The following is a 20,752-nucleotide window of genomic DNA, read 5'->3' on the forward strand; positions in this document are numbered from 1 at the left end:
AAAGTTGACGGCTCCATTTCTCAAGGAGCTTTACCATGATCAAACCAACACCCAACCCACCCGAAACCGACGCCACCTCCCCCTACGAATCCCTCGATTCAAAAAAACTCCACGAAGCCGCCGACCGCGCCCTCGACCATTACCTCTGCCCACCCGGCTCCACGCCACCGCCGCGTAAAACACGCCGGATGTACGCCGTGACCGCCGACTTCAAAAACGAAGAACTGCTGGCCGATGCCAGCGAAACACTCGCTTCTGCAAGAACCATCGTCCATGACTTCGCCCACCTCATACCCGCGTCGCAGCGCAGGACGCTGCTGGGGATCGCGCAGCTGATCATGCTTGGGGAACTGGCGGTGAATCGGGTGATGGATAATCTGGAGTTGTCGACCTGATCTGTACCCGCCACAGCGACCTCTGCAAGAGCCGGGCTTTCAATGGTTCAGGCATAAAAAACCGCCGCCCCGCTCAATCAGGGCGGCGGTTTTTTGTTGCATCACAGTAAAGTCAGGAACCAGGCCGCCGATCCGGCGAGGACGCTGCTGGGCATCGCACAATTGATCATGCTCGGCGATCTGACGGTGAATCGGGTGCTGGATAATCTGAAGTTGCCGCAGTAGCGTCCTCCCCCCGATGATCGTTCTCACGCTCTGCGCGGGAGCGATAAAGTAGATGCAGAAACTGGCCACAGACCTTGCTCAGGCGGGTTCTTGCCAAGCCCGAACCAACGGTCTCTCGTCACTCTTCCCAATGAGAAAGGCCAACCGCCCATCGGAAATACTCGACTACCTGTCAGATTTGACAGTGGTGCAACAGTGTACTTCCTGCATTCAATGAGGCCCTCCAGGCAATCACTCAAACGCAGGAGACACCTCATGAACTCAGTTTCAGCAGTCACCGATCCAGCGGCGCCGAAGGTACTTGAAGCGCATGGCTCCGCGGGTGATCAATTCGATTTCAATAATGTTTATTTCGCCCGACACGTCACCGTTCAAATTCCACATTACACCGGCATGGCGCGTGGTCATACGGTTCGCATGACTTGGGAAAACCCTCGGTACACCTATCACTCAGAGGTGGTCACGGTGGTAACACCAGGCGCCCTCAACATCCTCACCCCACGCATGGAGGTAATCGATAGCATTGGTCATACCGTGAAAGTTTTTTACACGGTCCGCACTGCCCCGGGTGGTACCTTGATTGCTTCTCGATACTTGCTGTTGCACATCCTTCCTCAAGCATTCGATTTACTGGCACCGACGCTGTCGAGCGACCAGACAACCATTGGTGCGCATTATACGGGTATGACGACCGGCTACACGGTCCGCATCCGCGCGACAGCCAACACGACCTGGCAAAGTCAATCACAACCTGTTCAGACCGGCGTCCCCTCGACGTTCACACTTCCTCCGGACTGGCGCACAACCAATCGCGGTGCCGATGCCCTGATCAATTACACCGTATACAAATCGGGAAGTGGTGAGCGATTGATGTTTTCGAAAGTGTTGAGAACACGAATTGGCGAAGCCGCCACTGCTCCGACGTTGACATCGGTCAAAGGCTCTCCCAGCGGTGTCGAAATCCCTCAAGCCGGGGTCACGGTGGAAACGGCCGTCACCCTCAGCGGCAGCGCGGCCAAAGGCCAGAAAGTCGAAATCTTTGACGGCACTGTCTCCAAAGGTCCGGCAACTGCAGATCCCACAACCGGTGTCTGGACGCTGCTCATCAGTGCCCTGGCTGTGGCAGCCCACAGCTTTACCGCCAAGGCGTTGTATGGTACTGGGCAGACTTCTGCCGCGCGAACCCTTACGGTGGCCCCCGCGCTCATCATAGAAACCTCAACTTTAGTAATATCTGGTCGCAACCTTTCCATCGCGAATTCCGGCCCCAGATGGATTCGTACCGGAAAGGACCCCTTCGGCACCACAGCCGACCGAACCCCGTTAAGTGGCGTCCCCCCGTACACTTATAGGTCAGGCGACAGTGGCATCGCTTCGGTTGAGGAGACGACAGGGCGCGTGCGGAGTGAGTGGAACGGAACGACCCGTATCTATGTGACCGACAGCCTGGGACGCGACGCCAGCTACGAGGTAACCGTGCACAATGTAATTAGGCTAATAAAGTACCCGGGCGGAGGCTACACCGCGGCACAAGCCCTAGCGTGGAGACAATCTCTAGGGGGCGCCCTCATCGGGCGCGATGACATAGCATTATTAGCTAAATACACCAGGGTCGGATCCCCCGATTGGGACGGCGGGAGGGGCATTAGCATCGCACCCCTCCTCAACCGACCAACAGTACCCCCACACCGTCGCCCAGGGCACTATATTGACTACTTGGACGGGGGCGGCGACGAGACAGGGGTATGGTGGATAAAAGACGGAATAAACAATCCAACGCCCGACAACTACATCAACACCATCTTACTCGTATGTTTAGTACCATAATCGCCGAGCCATCACCCCATAAATAGCCAATAGGTTAATACGAAAAAACGTTAATCCACCTCATCCACGTCCGAGGACGCGGGTGAGGTTTGCTCCTAAAGCTGGCGTTCTTTCGATGAACGGAAAGAAAGAGGACGCATTTATTTACCAGCCGACCACTGAAAGCCGCACTCCTAGCAAAAGGGAGTGCGGTTTTTTTCATTTAATCTCGATTCACAGCAATCGTTGGGCAGTATTTAAGACTATAACCGCAAGGATTATCGGGGCATTCCACGTTTTCACCCAGACAATCGCCCGACTTTTCTCCTTTTAAACTTAAGTGTTTAAAAGACACCTTCAGACACGCCTTTCAGGCTACAAATTCTTGCGCCATTGCCTACAGCTACGCCAGAATCCGCCGGCTTGTGCGCCTTGGGGTCGGGTTCTATTGTGGGTTGGTCGCTGACGAATCAGCGATCGGGTTTAGCGACTCGAACTCAAGTCAAAGGTGCATCAGCGTTCCTGGCTTCGTTGCGGATCTGTATTTTCGCGATTTCGTCATGGTGGCTGTATGCGGGAGACCTTCGGGTCTGCCGGGTGCCTTTGACCGGTTCGCTAACCTGCGTACAGCCGCCACCCTCCTGTTTAGCGACAGGTTGTAGCGGCTCCACTTCAAAGGAGCTTCACCATGATCAAACCAACGCCAAACCCATCCGAAACCGATCTCACCTCGCCCTACGAATCCCTCGACTCAAAAAAACTCCACGAAGCCGCCGACCGCGCCCTCGACCATTACCTCTGCCCACCCGGCTCCACCCCACCACCTCGTAAAACCCGCCGGATGTACGCCGTCACCGCCGACTTCAAAAACGAAGAACTGCTGGCCGATGCCAGCGAAACACTCGCTTCAGCCAGAACCATCGCCCACGACTTCGCCCACCTCACACCCGCGTCGCAACGCAGGACGCTGCTGGGGATCGCGCAATTGATCATGCTCGGCGAGCTGGCGGTGAATCGGGTGATGGATAATCTGGAGTTGCCGCAGTAGCGCCCTCTGACCCATGATCCCTGTGGGAGCGAGCCTGCTCGCGAAAGCTGACTCCCAGGCAATATCTTCCCCCAAAAAAACCGCCGTTCCAAAGCAACCGGGACGGCGGTTTTTTTATTCACTCAATGACCATTCGTCTGAGACATGTCGCCACCTGTCAGATCTGACAGGTGCGCAATCTCCAATTAAGCGCTCTGATAACCCCTGCCCGTTCCCACCATGCAGGAGCCTCATCCGTGACCACCTCAACCCCACCGGACAACACCGTCCTCGTCCTGAGACCGCCGATGATCAACGGCCAGACCAAGCTCGTGGTAGGCGCACATATTGGCGTGCCCTTGGTGGCTTATGACCTTGTCACTGACGGTGAAGGCGCCGTTGTCCTCGTCGACCCACCGTTGTCGGGCACCATGGATCCCGACGATGTCATGGAGCTTTGGCTTGAGGATGAAGTGACCGTACTGGACAGCAAGACCATTGAGGATCCGAACGTGCGCACCACGTTGCGCATCCCCAAGGGTCGACTGCATCCGGACAAGGTCAACAAGCTTTACTACACCGTCAGGCGTGGGAGCGCCAATCGAGGCACTTCCACCCCATCGCTGGAAATCCTCTATAACCGCATCCGCCCCGGCTTCAAAGATCGTCTGACCGACCCCGGTGGCCACTCCGAACTCAAATTGCTATTGCCCGATGTGATCAAGGACGGCGTCGGCCCGGACTTCGTCAGCGCCGAAGTGTGCGTGGCCTATCCGTATTGCCGGGCGTACGACCTCATCACCCTCAAGTGCAACGGCGAACTGCTGGACCCCAAGCCCAAGGTCAATCCGAATCAGGCGCCGCAACCGCCGAATCCCGGTGACGAACCCCCTATCACCATTTGCTTCACCATCACCCGCGCCTATCTCGACAAGGCGAAACGTCTGGATAAAAAACTGCATTTCTCCTACACCGTCACCGACCAGATCGGCAACGGCCCGGACACCGACGCACCGTGGTCGCCGGTGCATAGCGTGGATGAGGATCTGGATGGCACTCGGTTACCGATGCCGATTTTGCTGGAACGCAAAGAGGATTTTCCCGGTGATGACGCAAGTATCATCGATCTGGAAAAACTGGCCGGTAATCCTTTATTGGTGGTGGTGCTGACGACCGATAACCGTTTTGTCGTGGGCTACGACGTTATCGCGACCTATACCGCGACTAACACGGGCCAACCCGCCGACGTAGTGGTGACTGTCCCCGGCAAAGTCGAAGCGGATCCGTTCGGAGTGAAACAAACCCTGTTCCTTGAGGTACCCAACGACAAGGTTTTCGCTGGCAGTGACGTCACCGTCACTTATGAACTGCGCAAGCCTAATGGTGATCTGGCGGGCAACTCACAAGTGGCACACGCTAGAGTTACCGGTGTGCGGCTGGACTTGAAGCCACCCAGCATCAAGGAAGCGCCGAACGGTACCAGCCTCGACCCGTTTGCCGGCAAAGACACCCTCACCGCCGTGGTCGACTATGTCGGCATGCTGTTGGATGACGAGATCATCGTCACTTTCAGCGGCGCCCCGGGAACACCCGAAGGCGGCTCGCATATCACAGCCCCGTGGACGGTACGTACGTTAGGCGCGCAGGACATTCCGCTTGATAACACTGTGATTGCTTTTAACCTCGGCCAATCGGTGACAGTGAGCTACACCGTGGCTCGCGGCAGCGATGATCCGAAAGACTCGAAAACCCGCACCCTGGCGGTGCTGCCGATAAAAAACGAGGACAATCGGCTGCCCGATCCGGTCATCAATGGCATCACCAGTGCAGAGCTGGATGTCACCACGCTGCCCGGCCAGCCGCGCACACGAATTGCCGCGTGGCTGCTTCTCGCACTCAAGCAAACGCTGTGGCTGCGCTATTTTGTGGAAGGCAATCCAACACCAATCAGCACCACCTACAACGGCGCCGTCATCCCACCTGATGGTGTACCCGGTGGTATGCAGCCATATACGCCGATGACCGAACTCAACAAATTGGCCGATGGGGCCAAATTGCGGATCGAGTTCAAGGTTGGTTTCGATGGCAGTACGGATGAAAGCAAAGCGGTGGTTTTCCCATCACGCGTTTATACCGTGAAGGCTTTGGCGACACCGCTGCAACCGTCACTCAAAGAAGCCGCTGGCAGCAACAGCCTGAATCCGTTCGCCGCCAAGGACACCCTGACCGTGGTCGTTCCGCACTACACCGGCATGGCAAGCACCGACCAGATCAGCGTGACCTGGACCGGCGCGACCGGCACACCGGACGGCGGTTCGCACACTTCGACAGCGGTGGAAGTGGGAACGGTGGGCGAAAAGGAGATCCCCATCCCCAACACGGTGGTGGCCTTCAATCTGGGTAAGACGGTGACGGTGTTCTACACCGTGATTCGTAACGGGTCGCCGTACAAGTCAGGTGAGTTTGCCCTCAACGTGCAGACGATCCCGGCTGAACATCCCGAGTTGTCCAAACCGAGCATTATCGATGCTAACGAAGAGGACGATACCCTGGATCTGACCAGTTTTGACGGGGATACCCAAGTACTGGTCAACGCTTGGCCATTGATTGCGGTGGGGCAGAAATTTTGGGTACGTTGTGAAGGGATTGACGAAAACGGTGCGACGCAAATCGAGCAGATTCATAAAGGGGTGTCGATTACTACCATGGGACCTCAAGGTGGTGCACTGCCACGCAGCTTCCTGGACAAACTTGCCCACGACACGGAAATTCGGGTGTATGTGGCGGTCAACTTTGATGGGATATCCAGTATAGGGACGGCGGTAGGCTTTCCGCAGCGCCCTTACACCCTAAAGAACAGTAAACTAATAATATATGAAGACTTTGAAGCTACTACACCTCAGCAATTATCTGTAAATGTTCCTGTAAAACTCTCGAGCGGCCTTACTTTAACATTGCTTACGCAGGGTCGTTTTTACACAAGAATAGTTTTAATAGACAAATATGATCTCGGACTAAAAACCATGAAACTTGGTGCTGATAGCCTAACAAGATTCAGCTGGGAGGGTCTGGCTACAAAAATTGAATTCACCACAGTACGCGGATCCAGCGCAACAATAGAAGGTATTATCACTTTCTTTGATCTTGAAGGAAAGATAATAGAGGTTAAGCCATACATTCCAGGCGATGGAAAACATATCTTTAAATACAGCGCACCTATTGGGAAACATATATATTTTTTTGAGATTACACCCAAAATCAATGGAGCAAATGTAATGCTCATAGATGAAATATCTATAGACAAGTAATACTTGCAATTAAGTAAAGATAGGAGACAGCTTTATTTAACCAGTGAGTTAAACAGTGGGGCTTATCCAGATTTTTCTGCTGACCGGGATGGCTCTTTCGCGAGCAAGCTCGCTCCCACACGGGGAACGCGTTCGTTCCAAATGTGGGAGCGAGCTTGCTCGCGAAGGGGCCAGTGAAGTCAGCGCAAATCGCCTTTTAAACTCGGGCGTTTAAAAGACACCTTCAGACACGCCTTCCAGGCTACACATCCTTGCGCCTTTGCCTACAGCTACGCCAGAATCCGCCGGCTTGTGCGCCTTGGGGGCGGGTTCTATTGTGGTTCGGTCGCTGATTACTTCAGCGATCGGGTTTAGCAGCCCGGGTTATCTCTAGACGCACAAAGTCCGTAGCCGTTATGGCGGCTTTGCGTGGGGCACTTCGGTGCGCCGGGTTCTAGAGTCCTGGTCTGCTAACCCGCGTACAGCCGCCACCTCCCTCGTTAGCAGCGAACGGTGGCAGCTTCACTACTCTAGAGGCTTTACCGATGATCAAACCAACACCCAACCCACCCGAAACCGACACCACCTCCCCCTACGAATCCCTCGATTCCAAAAAACTCCACGAAGCCGCCGACCGCGCCCTCGATCACTACCTCTGCCCACCCGGCTCCACGCCACCGCCCCGCAAAACCCGCCGGATGTACGCCGTCACCGCAGACTTCAAAAACGAAGAGCTGCTGGCCGATGCCAGCGAAACACTCGCTTCGGCCAGAACCATCGCCCATGACTTCGCCCATCTCGTACCGGCGTCGCAGCGCAGGACGCTGTTGGGGATCGCGCAACTGATCATGCTCGGCGAACTGGCGGTGAATCGGGTGATGGATAATCTGGAGTTGCCGCAGTAGCAGGGATCTGTGACAAGCCTTGAGTGAGGTGTTGTGGCTGCTGACGTCTTCGCGGGCAAGCCCGCTCCCACAGGGATCTGCGCCGTTCACAACCCCCTGATCCACAGACGAACCTGTGGGAGCAGGCTTGCTCCGGGCGGCGATCCGACGAAGGCGGCCTCACAGCCCACACATGTCTTCAGGCATAAAAAACCGCTGCTCCGTTGAATCGGGGCGGCGGTTTTTTCGTTTCAGCCGTGTTAGTAGTGAGGGTGATGGAGTGCTCAATACCGGAGGATTTTTACTTTTCCATTCTTGCTCTTGGGCAATTCGAACTCGACCTCGTTGCCGACTTTGACGTTCGCCTGCAAGGCATCGGGCAATGGAATGCTGAATCGGTATTCTTTGGCCGTCAGAAAAAAACCCGTGGCTTCGGCAAAGGAAAGGGATCGTCCCGATTGCTTCGGCGTGATGGTGCCTCTTCCGGTTTTTTCATCGTAGCTGCTGAAAATACCTTTCATTGCCTTGCTCCCTTGCACTCGCCTGCCTGACCGCGTCAGTGCGCGGCTGCACCTTGCATCAAACTGCAAAATCACGGCGACTGCACCTGTCAGAGTTGACAGTCATGGGAGAGCGCAGACAAATGGCTTCGCCGCAACGTCAGGAATCGCGGCGCAAGTCCGGCGGAATCGGCAAGTCGTCCTTGAGCGGATCCGGGCGTTTGCCCTTGCCGGCGCGGTACTGGCGGATCTGGTAGACGTAGGCCAGGACTTGCGCGACGGCCAGGTACAGGCCGCCGGGGATTTCCTGGTCGAGTTCGGTGGAGTAGTAGATCGAGCGCGCCAGCCCCGGCGATTCGAGGAGCATGACGTTGTTGGCCACGGCGATTTCGCGAATTTTCAGGGCGAGGAAGTCGCTGCCCTTGGCCAGCAGTATCGGCGCGCCGCCCTTCTCGGAATCGTATTTGAGCGCGACGGCGTAGTGGGTCGGGTTGGTGATGACCACGTCGGCGTCGGGAATCGCCGCCATCATGCGGCGCTGGGACATTTCGCGCTGGGTCTGGCGGATGCGCTGTTTGACTTCCGGGCGACCTTCCTGATCCTTGTGCTCGTCGCGCACTTCCTGCTTGGTCATCAGCAGTTTCTTGTGGGCTTCCCAGAGCTGCACCGGCACATCGACAGCGGCGATGATGATCAGGCCGCAGGCCAGCCACAACGTGCTCCAGCCGACCAACGTGACGCTGTGAATGATCGCTGACTCCAGCGGCTCATGGGCGATCCGCAGAAGGTCATCGACATCCGACGACAACACCACCAACGCCACGCCCAAGGTGATCAGAAACTTGGCCAGCGCCTTGAGCAGTTCAACCACGGACTTGAACGAAAACATCCGTTTCAGGCCCGCCGCCGGGTTCATCCGGCTGAATTTGGGCGCCATGGAACCGGCCGCGAACAGCCAGCCACCGAGGGAAATCGGCCCGATCAGGGCCGCCAGCAATAGCGTGATCATGAACGGCTGAATGGCCACCAGTGCCATCTGACCCGACTTCAACAAAAATGCGCCCATGGACCCCTGGTCCATGATCACCTCACGCGACAGCGTGAAGTTCAGGCGCATCAGCTCCATCAGGTCTTCGGCCAGCATGCCGCCGAACACCAGCAGCGCGCCGGCACCGGCCATCATCACGGCGAGGGTATTGAGCTCTTTGGAACGGGCAATCTCGCCCTTCTCACGGGAGTCCTTTTTACGTTTCTCCGTGGGGTCTTCTGTTTTGTCCTGACCGCTTTCGCTCTCTGCCATGACTCAGCGCGCCCGTGCCAGTTCGCGTAACAGCTGCAAGGCTTCAGTGGCCAGCGGCTGGTACTGATTGAGAATGTCCGCCAGACCGACCCAGACAATGAACAGGCCGAGCACCAGGGTCAGCGGAAAACCGATGGAGAAGATGTTCAGTTGCGGCGCGGCACGGGTCATCACGCCAAACGCGATGTTGACCACCAGCAGCGCAGTGACCGCCGGCAACACCAACAATAGCGCCGCCCCCAGTACCCAACCGAGTTTGCCAGCCAGCTCCCAGTAATGCGCAGTCATCAACCCACTGCCGACCGGCAGCGTGGTAAAGCTTTCAGTGAGGACTTCGAAGACTACCAGGTGGCCGTTCATCGACAGGAACAGCAACGTCACGAGCATGGTGAAGAACTGCCCGATCACCGCCACCGACACACCGTTGGCCGGGTCGACCATCGAGGCGAAACCCATGCCCATCTGGATCGCGACAATCTGCCCGGCCACGGCAAAGGCCTGGAAAAACAGCTGCAGAGAAAACCCAAGCACGGCACCGACGAGGATCTGCTCGGCAATCAACATCAAGCCACTCAGGTCCAGCGGGCTGACCGCTGGCATTGGCGGCAGGCTCGGGGCAATGCACACGGTGATGGCCACGGCGAAATACAGGCGTATCCGCCGCGACACCAGCGTCGTGCCGAACACCGGCATCACCATCAGCATCGACGCGACGCGAAACAGCGGCAACATGAACGAGGCCACCCAGGAACTGATCTGGGTGTCGGTCAGCTGAAGCAGCGATTGCATGGCTTAGCCGATGACCATCGGGATGTTTTTGTACAACTGGATGATGTATTCCATGAACGTCTGCACGATCCACGGCCCGGCAACAATCAAGGTCACCAGCATCACCAGCAGACGCGGCAGGAAGCTCAACGTCTGTTCGTTGATCTGCGTTGCAGCCTGGAACATCGCCACCAGCAAGCCGACCAACAGGCTCGGCACCACCAGAATCGCGACCATCAATGTGGTCAGCCAAAGGGCTTCACGAAAGATATCGACCGCAACTTCCGGCGTCATGGCGAGACACCTCCAAAACTGCTGGCCAGGGTGCCGATGATCAGCGCCCAGCCATCGACCAGCACGAACAACATGATTTTGAACGGCAGCGAGATGATCAGCGGCGAGAGCATCATCATACCCATCGCCATCAGCACACTGGCCACGACGAGGTCGATGATCAGGAACGGAATGAAGATCATGAAGCCGATCTGGAACGCGGTTTTAAGCTCGGACGTGACGAACGCCGGCACCAGAATGGTCAGCGGTGCCTGATCCGGAGTGGCGATGTCGGTGCGCTTGGACAGACGCATGAACAGCTCCAGATCGCTGGTGCGGGTCTGCGCGAGCATGAAGTCCTTGATCGGCACCTGAGCTTTTTCTACCGCTTGCTGGGCGGTAAGGGTTTCCGCCAGATACGGTTGCAGCGCGTCCTTGTTCACCCGATCGAACACCGGGGCCATGATGAACATGGTGAGGAACAGCGCCATGCCGGTGAGGATCTGGTTCGACGGCGTCTGTTGCAGACCGAGGGCCTGACGCAGGATCGAGAAGACGATGATGATTCGGGTGAAACTGGTCATCAGGATGACCGCCGCCGGGATAAAGCTCAGCGCGGTCATGATCAGCAGGATCTGCAGACTGACCGAATACTCCTGCGCGCCGTCGGCGTTGGTGCCCAGCGTGATCGCCGGGATCGACAACGGATCGGCGGCGAACGCCAGTGGCGCGGCCAGCATCAGGGCCAGCGTCAAGACGATGCGTAACGCACCCATTACTTCTTATCCTTCTGATCCTTGCCGAGAATTTTCAGCAGGTGCTGGGCAAATTCCGGGGTCGCTTTTTCACTGGTGCCGGGCACTTCAACGGGCTCCTTGAGCACGTGCAGCGCGGTGATCGTGCCGGGGCTGAGGCCGAGCAGAATCTGCTCGTTACCGACCTGCACCAGCATCAACCGGTCACGCGGCCCGAGCGCGCGCGAACCGATCAGCTCGATTACCTGCCCCTTGCCCGCCGGCCCTGCCTGCTGCACGCGGCGCAACAGCCAGGCGAGGAAGAAGATCAACCCCAGCACCAGCAACAGGCCGAACACCAATTGCGTCAGTTGCCCGGCCACGCCGCTGCTGACCATCGGCGCGGTGGCGGCAGGCACTGTGGTGGCTGTCGTTGGCTCGGCGGCCAGCACGCTCAATGGCAATGCCAGCAAAGCCCAGAGAAACCGTTTCACTCAGCGCAGCTTCTTGATGCGTTCGCTTGGGCTGATCACGTCAGTCAGGCGGATGCCGAACTTTTCGTTGACCACTACCACTTCACCGTGCGCGATCAGCGTGCCGTTGACCAGCACGTCCAGCGGCTCACCGGCCAGACGATCAAGCTCGATCACCGAACCCTGGTTGAGTTGCAGCAGGTTGCGGATGTTGATGTCGGTGCTGCCCACTTCCATCGAGATCGATACCGGGATGTCGAGGATCACGTCCAGGTTCGGGCCGTCCAGCGTTACCGGATCGTTGTTCTTCGGCACGCTGCCGAACTCTTCCATCGGCAGACGCGAGCCGCTGGCTGCGTCGGCGGCCAGCAAGGCGTCGATGTCAGCTTGACCATCACCGGTTTCTTCCAGGGCAGCAGCCCATTCGTCAGCCAGTGCCTGGTCGTCCTGGGCGTTCATATCGTCGTTCATCATTTGTCCTCGGCGGGCAAAAATTCAGTTAAAGGCTTGGGGGTTGGAGCGCCGTTTCAACGGCGCTCGATCGGCTCGATCACTTGCAACGCGAGGTTGCCTTTGTGCGAGCCCATCTTGACCTTGAAGGCCGGCACGCCGTTGGCGCGCATGATCATTTCGTCCGGCATTTCCACCGGGATCACATCGCCCGGCTGCATGTGCAGGATGTCGCGCAGCTTCAACTGGCGGCGCGCCACGGTGGCGCCAATAGGCACGTCGACATCGAGCACGTCCTGACGCAGGGCGTTGACCCAGCGCTCGTCCTGATCGTCGAGGTCGGACTGGAAACCGGCGTCGAGCATTTCGCGCACCGGCTCGATCATCGAGTACGGCATGGTCACGTGCAGGTCACCGCCACCGCCATCGAGTTCGATGTGGAAGGTGGAGACCACGATCGCTTCGCTCGGGCCGACGATGTTGGCCATGGCCGGGTTCACTTCCGAGTTGATGTACTCGAAATTGACTTCCATGATTGCCTGCCAGGCTTCTTTCAAATCGACGAAAGCCTGCTCCAGCACCATGCGCACTACACGCAGTTCGGTCGGGGTGAATTCACGCCCTTCGATCTTGGCGTGACGGCCGTCGCCGCCGAAGAAGTTGTCCACCAGTTTGAACACCAGTTTGGCGTCGAGGATGAACAGCGCGGTGCCGCGCAACGGTTTGATCTTCACCAGGTTGAGGCTGGTCGGTACGTACAGCGAGTGCACGTATTCGCCGAACTTCATCACCTGCACGCCACCGACGGCAACGTCCGCCGAGCGGCGCAGCATGTTGAACATGCTGATGCGGGTGTAACGGGCAAAACGCTCGTTGATCATTTCCAGAGTCGGCATGCGCCCACGGACGATGCGATCCTGACTGGTCAGGTCGTAGCTTTTGACACTGCCGGGTTCGGCAGCGTTATCGGTCTGTACCAGACCATCGTCGACGCCATGCAACAGCGCGTCGATTTCATCCTGGGACAGCAGATCCTGCACGGCCATGTCGTGTTCCTACTGCAGTACGAAATTAGTGAAAAGCAACTGTTCGATCACCACTTTGCCCAGCTCTTTCTGCGCCACTTCCTGGACGCTGGCTGTGGCCTTCTGGCGCAACATCTCTTGGCCGACCGGGGTCGCCAAGGTGGCGAAATCCTGACCGGAGAAGAGCATCACCAGGTTGTTGCGGATCACCGGCATGTGCACTTTGAGCGCTTCCAGATCGGCCTGATTACGCGCCAGCATGGTGATGCTCACCTGCATGTAGCGCTGACGGCCGTTCTGGTTGTAGTTGGCAACGAAGGCCGGCGCCATCGGCTCGAAAATCGCTGGCTGCTTGCCGACAGGCGCCGCATCGGCGGCCTCGGCAGGTTTGCTCTGGGCACTGTGCATGAAGAACCAGGTCGCCCCCACGGATGCACCAATGGCCAGCAGCAACGCCAGCACGATCACAATGATCAGCTTGAGTTTGCCTTTGGTTGCGGGGTCTTTCACTGCTGCTGTTTCGCTCTTCGCCATGCCAATAATCCGTCACTATTCGGGTTTTCACAGTCGCACGGCAAGGCAAGAGCAAGTGTTATGCCAGAAGTGTCGGTGGTGGTGGAGACAACGCGAAAGTCAAAGGCACCCTCACCCCAGCCCTCTCCCCGAGGGAGAGGGAGCCGACCGAGGTGTCTTGGCTCATACACCGACCTGAGATACCGAGTCGATTATGGATTCACAGCAAAAGTATCAGGTCGGCGTACTTCGCGAGCATCCTCCGATCAGTTCCCTTTCCCTCCGAGAGAGGGCCAGGATGAGGGGCCCCTGTCGTGAAACGTCGATCTGAAGACCGGGTCGATTATGGATTCACAGCAAAAGTATCCGGTCGGCGTACTTCGCAAGCATCCCCCGATCAGTCCCCTCTCCCTCCGGGAGAGGGCTAGGGTGAGGGGCTCTTGATTTGATCAGGCGTAATAGTCGACCGCGCTGCTGCCAATCACGCTGGTGGTTTGCGTAGCGGCTTCAGCAATGGCGGCAGGCGCCAATTCTTCATCCACCGAATCGAGGCGACCGCCGGCCGCGCTGGTGCGACCACTCTGACCCTGCTGAGCCTGTTCCTGACCTTGCTGGCCCTGCCAGCCACGGCTCTGGTCGGAGACATTGACGTCGACCTGGCCCATGCCCTGCTGGTTGAACATGTCGCGCAAGCGATGCATCTGCCCATCCAGCGCTTCACGCACACTTGGATGCGCGCTCATGAAGGTCACTTGGGTCTGCTGGTCCGGGATCATGTTGACGCGAATGTCCAATCGCCCCAGCTCAGCCGGTTGCAATTGAATATCTGCCGCCTTCAGATTGGCGCTCGACAGATACATGACGCGGTTGACGATTTCTTCGGTCCAGCCACTCTGATGCATGGCGATCGGCTGGTTCACCGGCACGGCATTCGCGGTCTTCGGCGTGGCAGCTTGCGTCAGTGCCGCCAGACGGTTGGCGAAGTCATCCACGCGGGTATCGCTGGTCGCCGTCTTGAGATCTTTGAGGCCATCGTCGATCAAACCACTGAAGGCTTTTTCGCCGCCCTGGCTGGTGCTGTCCTTGTCGGCTTGGACGTCGAGCATGCTGGCCATGCCGGCGGCGAAGTTCTGCGCCGCAGTCAATTCGCCGTCGGCCTGAGCCTGAGCGGGCGACGCTTTCGGTTGCGCCTGGCTGGCAGCGGAAATGTGCCCGCCCTGCTCCATCGCCATACGTACGGCCGGCATCGAGTCGAGGGGGTCGGCCGCAGGATCGAAATCGCTGTCGGTGGTCGGTGCCGGATCTTTGACCATACCCGGCAATGCGGCGAGCGCAGGTGTTTCAGCTTCAGGCTGGGCGGTGGCGACAATAGCCGGGGTCTGCACCACAGGTGCCGTGACCACAGGCTGCACAGCGGCAACCAATGCCGGATCAAGCGTCGGGTCAACCGGCGCGGCATCAACCACTGAGGGCTGGGAAGTGTCCGAGCTGTCGTCACTGCTGGCGGTGGTGTCATCGGTCGCTGCGGTTTTATCGGCAGGCAAGTCGTTGCCGCTATCGGCAACAGCCGGTTGCGCAGCGGCAGACTGATCCTTGCCGATATCTTTTTTGCCGCTGTTGTCGGCCATCTTGTCACGCGACGGCTTGGGCGAGTTGTCAGTGCTGGCAACAGGTTTGCTCGACCCCTGATCGGCGAACACCTTAGCGAAACTTGAGGCTTTATCCCCAGTATCTACGGCCATAGCCGACGTTTTGGCCGAGGCGGCTTGCGCCTTGGCCTGAGCGGCATTCTGAAGAAGGATGTTGGGGGTCGCTGGCATGAAACGGTCTCCGCTGCACTGGGATCGTAGGTACAGTTGCGGAGATAGCTGCAAGTGCCGGGCCAGTTTTGTCCGGCGCTTTGGAAAAGCGCCGGACGGCGGGATCAGTGGGTGGTGGCGTGCTGTCGCTCTTCTTCGTAAACAGTGCGAATTTCAGCGAACTCGACGCTGATATCGGCGACCAGTTTGACGTTTTCTGCCGGACTCTTGTCTTTAGCGTTCGATTCCAACTCCTGGCAAAGAGTCGCCAGTCGAACAGCGCCCATATTGCTTGCACTGCCCTTGAAGCTATGGGCGACTTCTGACAGTTCCTTGGCATCGGCGGTCTCTTGCAATTGATGCAAGCGACTTTCCGAATCACTCAGAAAGGTGTCGAGCAAATCCGGATAGCTGTCTTCCATAACGTCGCGCAAGGTGTCGAGCACTTCGCGATCTACATGTGTGTCAGTCACTTGTTCACTCCTTGATCAAGAATTGCGCGGATTATGCCTCAACCTCCCAGGAAAACTCCACGCGGGCACTACGACCTTCGTCCGACCAACTGGCGTTATGCCCCAATTGCCGGACCAGACTGACGCCGCGCCCCGACAAACGGACACCGTCCAGCGGCCGCTCCATGACTCGCGCCACATCAAACCCCTTGCCGCTGTCTTCGACACGAATCACCAGACAACCGCCCTCGCCTTGTGGCTGCACCTGCAAATGCACACGAACAAAACCATCCTGCAGCGCCTCCAGCCGATCATTGCGCTGCTGATAGTACCGAGCGAAACCCGCCGCATCGCGCTTGAGGCTGGAATCCAGACCGAGCACGCCATGCTCCAGCGCATTGGAATACAACTCGGCCAGCACGCTGTACAAAGCGCCACTCTGCGCCCGCAGCCCATGTACCTCAAGCAGCAACTGCAACAGGTACGGCAATGGATTGAAACGCTTGAGCGTGGCACCACGGAATTCGAAGCTCACCGACCAGTCGAGCGGGCACGACTGGCCGCTGTCGGAATACACCGGCACCGACGGCTTGACCCGCGCCGATTCCAGCAGGCTGACCTCGACCATGCTGACATCGTCACGTGCCTCGCCGCGAAAATCCCGCAGCGCCTGCTCGATATCCTCGAACAATCGGTCCGGCTCGCGATTGGCGGCGAACACCTGCTGCAAACGCTCGACACCGAACAACTGATCGTTGGCATCACTGGTGTCGATCACGCCGTCAGACAGCAGAAAAACCCGATCCTCGACCGTCATCGAATGCACTTCAGTGCGGTCATCGAACGCCTGCGGGCTCAGCACACCGAGCGGCAGATGACGCGCGGTCAGTGGCTCGCGCTCGCCCGTGGCGATCCGGTGCAAATACCCATCGGGCATGCCGCCATTCCATACCTCTACCGAACGTCGCTGAAAGCTCAGGCACAACAGCGTCGCACAGCAAAACATGTCCACCGGCAGGATACGTTTGAGCTTGGCGTTCATTTCACGCAGGGTTTCGGCCAGGCCATATCCCTTGGCGGTCATGCCATAGAAGACTTCGGCAAGCGGCATCGCGCCCACTGCTGCCGGCAAGCCGTGACCGGTGAAATCGCCGAGCAGCACATGCATGTCGCCCGCCGGCGTGTAAGCCGCCAGCAGCAAGTCGCCGTTGAACAGCGCGTACGGCGATTGCAGGTAGCGAATGTTCGACGCGCTGAGACAACCGGAGTGCGCCACCTTGTCGAACACCGCTTTGGCCACGCGCTGTTCATTGAGCAGGTAATCGTGGTGTTTGGCGATCAGGTCCCGCTGTTGCAACACGGTTGCCTGCAAACGGCGCAAGCGATCCATCGCCTTGATTTTGGCGGCGAGGATCACCTGGTTGTAAGGCTTCGCCAGAAAGTCGTCGCCACCGGCCTCCAGACAACGGGCCAGCGCTTCGCTTTCGGTCAGCGACGTCAGGAAGATGATCGGCACAAGCGTTTCGCCGGCCAACGCCTTGATCTGCCTTGCGGCCTCAAAGCCGTCCATGACTGGCATCATCGCGTCCATCAAGACCAGATCGGGTTGCTGACGGCGAAACAGGTCAACCGCTTCGGCACCGTTGGCCGCCGTCAGGACCTGGTGACCCTGGCGGCGGACGATGGTCGACAGCAATAAGCGATCGGCGGCACTGTCTTCGGCGATCAGGAGGGTCAGCGGCTCTTGCGCCTGCATGGCGGTCAACTGATGTCGAAGAGTTTGTCGAAGTTGGAAATGGCGAGGATCTTGCGCACGTCGGAGTTGCTGTTGACCACCCGCACGTCCGCGTCGTCACCCCCCGCGTGATCACGCAGCAAGAGCAGCATGCCCAGCGCCGAACTGTCGAGATAGGTAGCTTCTTTCAGATCAACCACAATGGATCCGGGTTTCGTATCGAGTCGCTCATAGGACTCGCGAAATTCCTGATGGCGACCAAAATCAAACCGCCCCCTGACCGAGATCGTCAGTTTTTGACCATCTGGAGAGACTTCTGTAACGACTGACATTGACTGGCTTCCTTGTCATTGACGAACCTGTACAAGGTTTAGCACCTGCACAGGGTTGCAGCAAGGTTAGAAGCTAGATCAAAAGATCGCAGCCTTCGGCAGCTCCTACACTGATCCCCCTGTAGGAGCTGCCGAAGGCTGCGATCTTTTGATTTTGTTTTAAAACGGATTCTGCCGCGGCAAGCGCTGGGACAATTCATCGAGCAACTTCTGCTCGCGCTTGTCCTCAAGGCGTTGCGCCTCTTCGCGATAACGTTGCACCAGTTTGCGCAAACCTTCGACCTTGGCGAACGCCTGCTGCCATTCCTCACGCGCCTTGTCGAGCTTGTTCTGATGCCAGACCAGGCTCTGGCGCTGCTGATCAACCGCAGTGTCGAGTTGCGCCAGAAAGCCCTGAAAACCGAGCAGCCATTGCCCGCTCACGCCGGTGCTGCCGCGCACGATCCATTGCTGCGAGTAATCCAGACGGAAGGCATTGAGGTCGGCCAGTTTGCTTTCTGCAACCTTTACCTGGCCCTGAAAATAGCCCAGCCGTTGCACGGCGGTTTTCTCGGCCTGTTCGGCCATGTCCACCACTGGCGCCAGACGCGCGGCTCGACTGACGGCGGCCATGACCGGTTAGCCGCCCGCCGCGGGGGCAAACAGGGTTTCCAGGTAAGCCTGGCTTTCGCCCATGTTGATTTTGTCGTTGAGGCCCTGACGCTGGTAGCGGACCAACTGCGGTTGCAGGGAAATTGCCAGATCGGTCTCGCGGTCGCCGCCGGCAACATAGGCGCCAACGCTGATCAGATCGCGGCTCTGCTGATAACGCGACCACAACTGTTTGAAGTACTGTGCGCGCTGCATGTGTTCCGCCGAGACCACCGCCGGCATCACCCGGCTGATCGAGGCTTCGATGTCGATGGCCGGATAGTGACCTTCTTCGGCAAGACGCCGGGACAATACGATGTGGCCGTCGAGCACGCCTCGCGCCGAGTCGGCAATCGGGTCTTGCTGGTCATCGCCTTCGGACAGCACGGTGTAGAACGCGGTAATCGAACCGCCGCCCTTCTCCGCATTACCGGCGCGCTCTACCAGCTTCGGCAGCTTGGCGAACACCGACGGCGGATAACCCTTGGTCGCGGGCGGCTCGCCGATGGCCAACGCGATTTCCCGCTGGGCCTGGGCGAAACGGGTCAGCGAATCCATCAGCAACAGAACGTTCTTGCCCTTGTCGCGGAAATACTCGGCGATCCGCGTGCAGTACATCGCGGCGCGCAGACGCATCAACGGCGCATCGTCCGCCGGCGAGGCAACCACCACGGAGCGTTTGAGGCCTTCTTCACCGAGGCTGTGCTCGATGAACTCTTTAACTTCGCGACCCCGCTCACCGATCAGGCCAACAACGATAATGTCGGCCTCGGTGAAGCGCGTCATCATGCCCAGCAAAACGGATTTACCGACACCGGTACCGGCGAACAGGCCCAGACGCTGACCACGACCTACCGTCAGCAAGCCGTTGATGCAACGGATGCCAACGTCCAGCGGCACGCTGATCGGGTCACGGTTGAGCGGGTTGATCGTCGGGCCGTCCATCGGCACCCAGTCTTCGGCTTTCATGCCGCCCTTGCCGTCCAGCGCGCGACCGGCACCATCGAGCACTCGGCCAAGCATGCTCATGCCCATCGGCAAGCGACCGGTATCGGCCAAAGGCACCACACGGGCGCCGGGGGCGATGCCGGCAACGCTGCCGACCGGCATCAGGAAAACCTTGCTGCCAGAGAAACCCATGACTTCCGCTTCCACCTGAGACGGGTGATAGCTGTCGTCATTGATCACCAGGCAACGCGTGCCCATGGCGGCGCGCAGGCCTTCGGCTTCGAGGGTGAGGCCGACCATGCGCAGCAGGCGACCTTCAAGAATCGGCGCGCCGGCAATCTCGGTGGCCTCAGCGTAAGTGCTCAGGCGCTTGGCGAAACTGGTGCGTTCAAGGCGCATCGGGTGCGTCCGCGAGCGGCTCTTCAGGCGTGGCCGCCGGTTTTACGTCTTCCGGAATATCCAGGGTCAGATCCGCTTCAGCCGGGTGCAAGGCCTGCTCGTGCAACTGATCGAACAGTTTGGCCATGACCTGAGTAACGCGGGTTTCAATGCTCGCATCGATGCGGCTGTGTTCGGTTTCAACCCGGCAGCCGCCCGGCAGCAGCGATTCGTCTTCGACGATGCGCCAGTTTTCCTCATGGCGTTCGCGCAAAGCCTTGGCTTGCTCGAAGTCCTGCGGATTGACGTACAGACGCACGTTTTCCACACCCAGCGGCAACAGCTTGAGCGCATCGCGCATGACGTGTTCGATCTGGCTGGAATCGATGGCCAGCTCGCGCTTGATCACCTGTTTGGTGATGTGTTGCACGAGGTCGACCAGCGATTTTTCGATCTGCGTATCTTGCTCGGCGATGGGTTCGAACAGGTTCGCCATCAACTGCTCGAGGCTGGCAAGTTTTGCCGCCAGCGCTACTTCAGCTTCCTGACGGACCTTGAGCGTGGCGCTGTGAAAACCTTCCTTTTCGCCGATGCCGAAGCCCTCGTTGTAAGCCTCCTGACGGATACTTTCGAGTTCTTCCAGGGTCAGTGGCTGGACTTCTTCCAGCGGCACTTCTTCCATTTCCGGCGGTTCGGGTTCCGGCTCAGGCTCGGGTTCCGGCTTCGGCGGATCGAAGCTGGGCATGGCCCAGGATTCGAATCCGCGGACATCGCGGGCACGGATCAGATCCGTCACATCGTCGTCGTGCTTGTCCATG

General features: G+C 58.4%; 22 protein-coding genes. 5 read left to right on the forward strand and 17 right to left on the reverse strand.

The window, feature by feature from the left end; genetic code table 11:
• Positions 1-35 precede the first annotated feature (35 nt).
• On the forward strand, positions 36-395 hold the full coding sequence (locus tag HUW52_RS23140; RefSeq protein ID WP_175554994.1) for a DUF6124 family protein: 360 nt from the start codon (positions 36-38) through the stop codon (positions 393-395).
• A 39-nt stretch (positions 396-434) separates the two neighbouring features.
• Here the strand turns inward: HUW52_RS23140 and HUW52_RS23145 are convergent, their stop codons facing one another.
• A complete protein-coding gene (locus HUW52_RS23145) occupies positions 435-689 on the reverse strand; it encodes a hypothetical protein (RefSeq protein WP_175554995.1) in 255 nt (84 codons plus the stop codon).
• 186 nt (positions 690-875) lie between these two features.
• Here HUW52_RS23145 and HUW52_RS23150 point away from each other — a divergent pair, with 186 nt between their 5' ends.
• From HUW52_RS23150 to HUW52_RS23165, 4 genes are all read left to right on the forward strand, one after another.
• Positions 876-2,447, forward strand: coding sequence for an Ig-like domain-containing protein (locus HUW52_RS23150; RefSeq protein ID WP_175554996.1), 1,572 nt, complete (start codon positions 876-878; stop codon positions 2,445-2,447).
• 667 nt (positions 2,448-3,114) lie between these two features.
• The gene (locus HUW52_RS23155; protein ID WP_175554997.1) at positions 3,115-3,474 is read left to right on the forward strand and encodes a DUF6124 family protein; all 360 of its coding nucleotides are present in this window, start codon (positions 3,115-3,117) and stop codon (positions 3,472-3,474) included.
• Positions 3,475-3,710: 236 nt separating this feature from the next.
• Positions 3,711-6,761 (forward strand): hypothetical protein, encoded by a 3,051-nt coding sequence (locus HUW52_RS23160; RefSeq protein ID WP_175554998.1) that lies wholly within the window; start codon positions 3,711-3,713, stop codon positions 6,759-6,761.
• Between the two features lie 524 nt (positions 6,762-7,285).
• The gene (locus tag HUW52_RS23165; RefSeq protein ID WP_175554999.1) at positions 7,286-7,645 is read left to right on the forward strand and encodes a DUF6124 family protein; all 360 of its coding nucleotides are present in this window, start codon (positions 7,286-7,288) and stop codon (positions 7,643-7,645) included.
• Between the two features lie 263 nt (positions 7,646-7,908).
• On the opposite strand, the gene HUW52_RS23170 is transcribed toward HUW52_RS23165, so the two are convergent.
• The 16 genes from HUW52_RS23170 to fliH all read right to left on the reverse strand — a co-directional run bounded on the left by HUW52_RS23170 (position 7,909) and on the right by fliH (position 20,751).
• Positions 7,909-8,145 carry a hypothetical protein gene (locus HUW52_RS23170; RefSeq protein WP_095122673.1) on the reverse strand — a complete coding sequence of 79 codons (237 nt, stop codon included), beginning with the start codon at positions 8,143-8,145 and terminating at the stop codon, positions 7,909-7,911.
• Positions 8,146-8,284: 139 nt separating this feature from the next.
• Complete coding sequence (flhB, locus tag HUW52_RS23175; protein WP_175555000.1) at positions 8,285-9,424, reverse strand: flagellar biosynthesis protein FlhB; 1,140 nt, start codon at positions 9,422-9,424, stop codon at positions 8,285-8,287.
• Between the two features lie 3 nt (positions 9,425-9,427).
• Positions 9,428-10,213 carry a flagellar biosynthetic protein FliR gene (gene fliR / locus HUW52_RS23180; RefSeq protein WP_016984315.1) on the reverse strand — a complete coding sequence of 262 codons (786 nt, stop codon included), beginning with the start codon at positions 10,211-10,213 and terminating at the stop codon, positions 9,428-9,430.
• Between the two features lie 3 nt (positions 10,214-10,216).
• Entirely contained in the window at positions 10,217-10,486 is a 270-nt protein-coding gene (gene fliQ / locus HUW52_RS23185) for a flagellar biosynthesis protein FliQ (protein ID WP_007920026.1), read from the reverse strand.
• A complete protein-coding gene (gene fliP / locus HUW52_RS23190; protein ID WP_016984314.1) occupies positions 10,483-11,241 on the reverse strand; it encodes a flagellar type III secretion system pore protein FliP in 759 nt (252 codons plus the stop codon). Before fliP ends, fliQ begins: the two co-directional genes overlap by 4 nt.
• Positions 11,241-11,693, reverse strand: a complete 453-nt coding sequence (fliO, locus tag HUW52_RS23195; protein WP_175555001.1) for a flagellar biosynthetic protein FliO — start codon at positions 11,691-11,693, stop codon at positions 11,241-11,243. The genes fliP and fliO overlap by 1 nt, the downstream gene beginning before the upstream one ends.
• On the reverse strand, positions 11,694-12,143 hold the full coding sequence (gene fliN, locus HUW52_RS23200; RefSeq protein ID WP_007920031.1) for a flagellar motor switch protein FliN: 450 nt from the start codon (positions 12,141-12,143) through the stop codon (positions 11,694-11,696).
• Positions 12,144-12,199: 56 nt separating this feature from the next.
• On the reverse strand, positions 12,200-13,168 hold the full coding sequence (gene fliM, locus HUW52_RS23205) for a flagellar motor switch protein FliM (protein ID WP_007920032.1): 969 nt from the start codon (positions 13,166-13,168) through the stop codon (positions 12,200-12,202).
• Between the two features lie 9 nt (positions 13,169-13,177).
• Positions 13,178-13,681: a flagellar basal body-associated protein FliL gene (gene fliL / locus HUW52_RS23210; RefSeq protein ID WP_007920033.1), complete on the reverse strand. Its 504-nt coding sequence runs from the start codon at positions 13,679-13,681 to the stop codon at positions 13,178-13,180.
• A gap of 428 nt (positions 13,682-14,109) precedes the next feature.
• Positions 14,110-15,480: a flagellar hook-length control protein FliK gene (locus tag HUW52_RS23215; protein ID WP_175555002.1), complete on the reverse strand. Its 1,371-nt coding sequence runs from the start codon at positions 15,478-15,480 to the stop codon at positions 14,110-14,112.
• Positions 15,481-15,584: 104 nt separating this feature from the next.
• The gene (locus tag HUW52_RS23220) at positions 15,585-15,932 is read right to left on the reverse strand and encodes an Hpt domain-containing protein (RefSeq protein WP_016984310.1); all 348 of its coding nucleotides are present in this window, start codon (positions 15,930-15,932) and stop codon (positions 15,585-15,587) included.
• A gap of 31 nt (positions 15,933-15,963) precedes the next feature.
• On the reverse strand, positions 15,964-17,667 hold the full coding sequence (locus HUW52_RS23225; protein WP_175555003.1) for a fused response regulator/phosphatase: 1,704 nt from the start codon (positions 17,665-17,667) through the stop codon (positions 15,964-15,966).
• Between the two features lie 5 nt (positions 17,668-17,672).
• Positions 17,673-17,978 carry an STAS domain-containing protein gene (locus tag HUW52_RS23230; protein WP_016984308.1) on the reverse strand — a complete coding sequence of 102 codons (306 nt, stop codon included), beginning with the start codon at positions 17,976-17,978 and terminating at the stop codon, positions 17,673-17,675.
• A gap of 159 nt (positions 17,979-18,137) precedes the next feature.
• Positions 18,138-18,590 carry a flagellar export protein FliJ gene (gene fliJ / locus HUW52_RS23235; protein WP_077571659.1) on the reverse strand — a complete coding sequence of 151 codons (453 nt, stop codon included), beginning with the start codon at positions 18,588-18,590 and terminating at the stop codon, positions 18,138-18,140.
• Positions 18,591-18,596: 6 nt separating this feature from the next.
• On the reverse strand, positions 18,597-19,955 hold the full coding sequence (fliI, locus tag HUW52_RS23240; protein WP_175555004.1) for a flagellar protein export ATPase FliI: 1,359 nt from the start codon (positions 19,953-19,955) through the stop codon (positions 18,597-18,599).
• Positions 19,945-20,751: a flagellar assembly protein FliH gene (fliH, locus tag HUW52_RS23245; protein ID WP_016984306.1), complete on the reverse strand. Its 807-nt coding sequence runs from the start codon at positions 20,749-20,751 to the stop codon at positions 19,945-19,947. The genes fliI and fliH overlap by 11 nt, the downstream gene beginning before the upstream one ends.
• Position 20,752: the final 1 nt, after the last annotated feature.

Origin of the sequence: Pseudomonas sp. 43A (genome assembly GCF_013363935.1) — a bacterium.
Taxonomy (GTDB): Bacteria; Pseudomonadota; Gammaproteobacteria; order Pseudomonadales; family Pseudomonadaceae; genus Aquipseudomonas; species Aquipseudomonas crudilactis.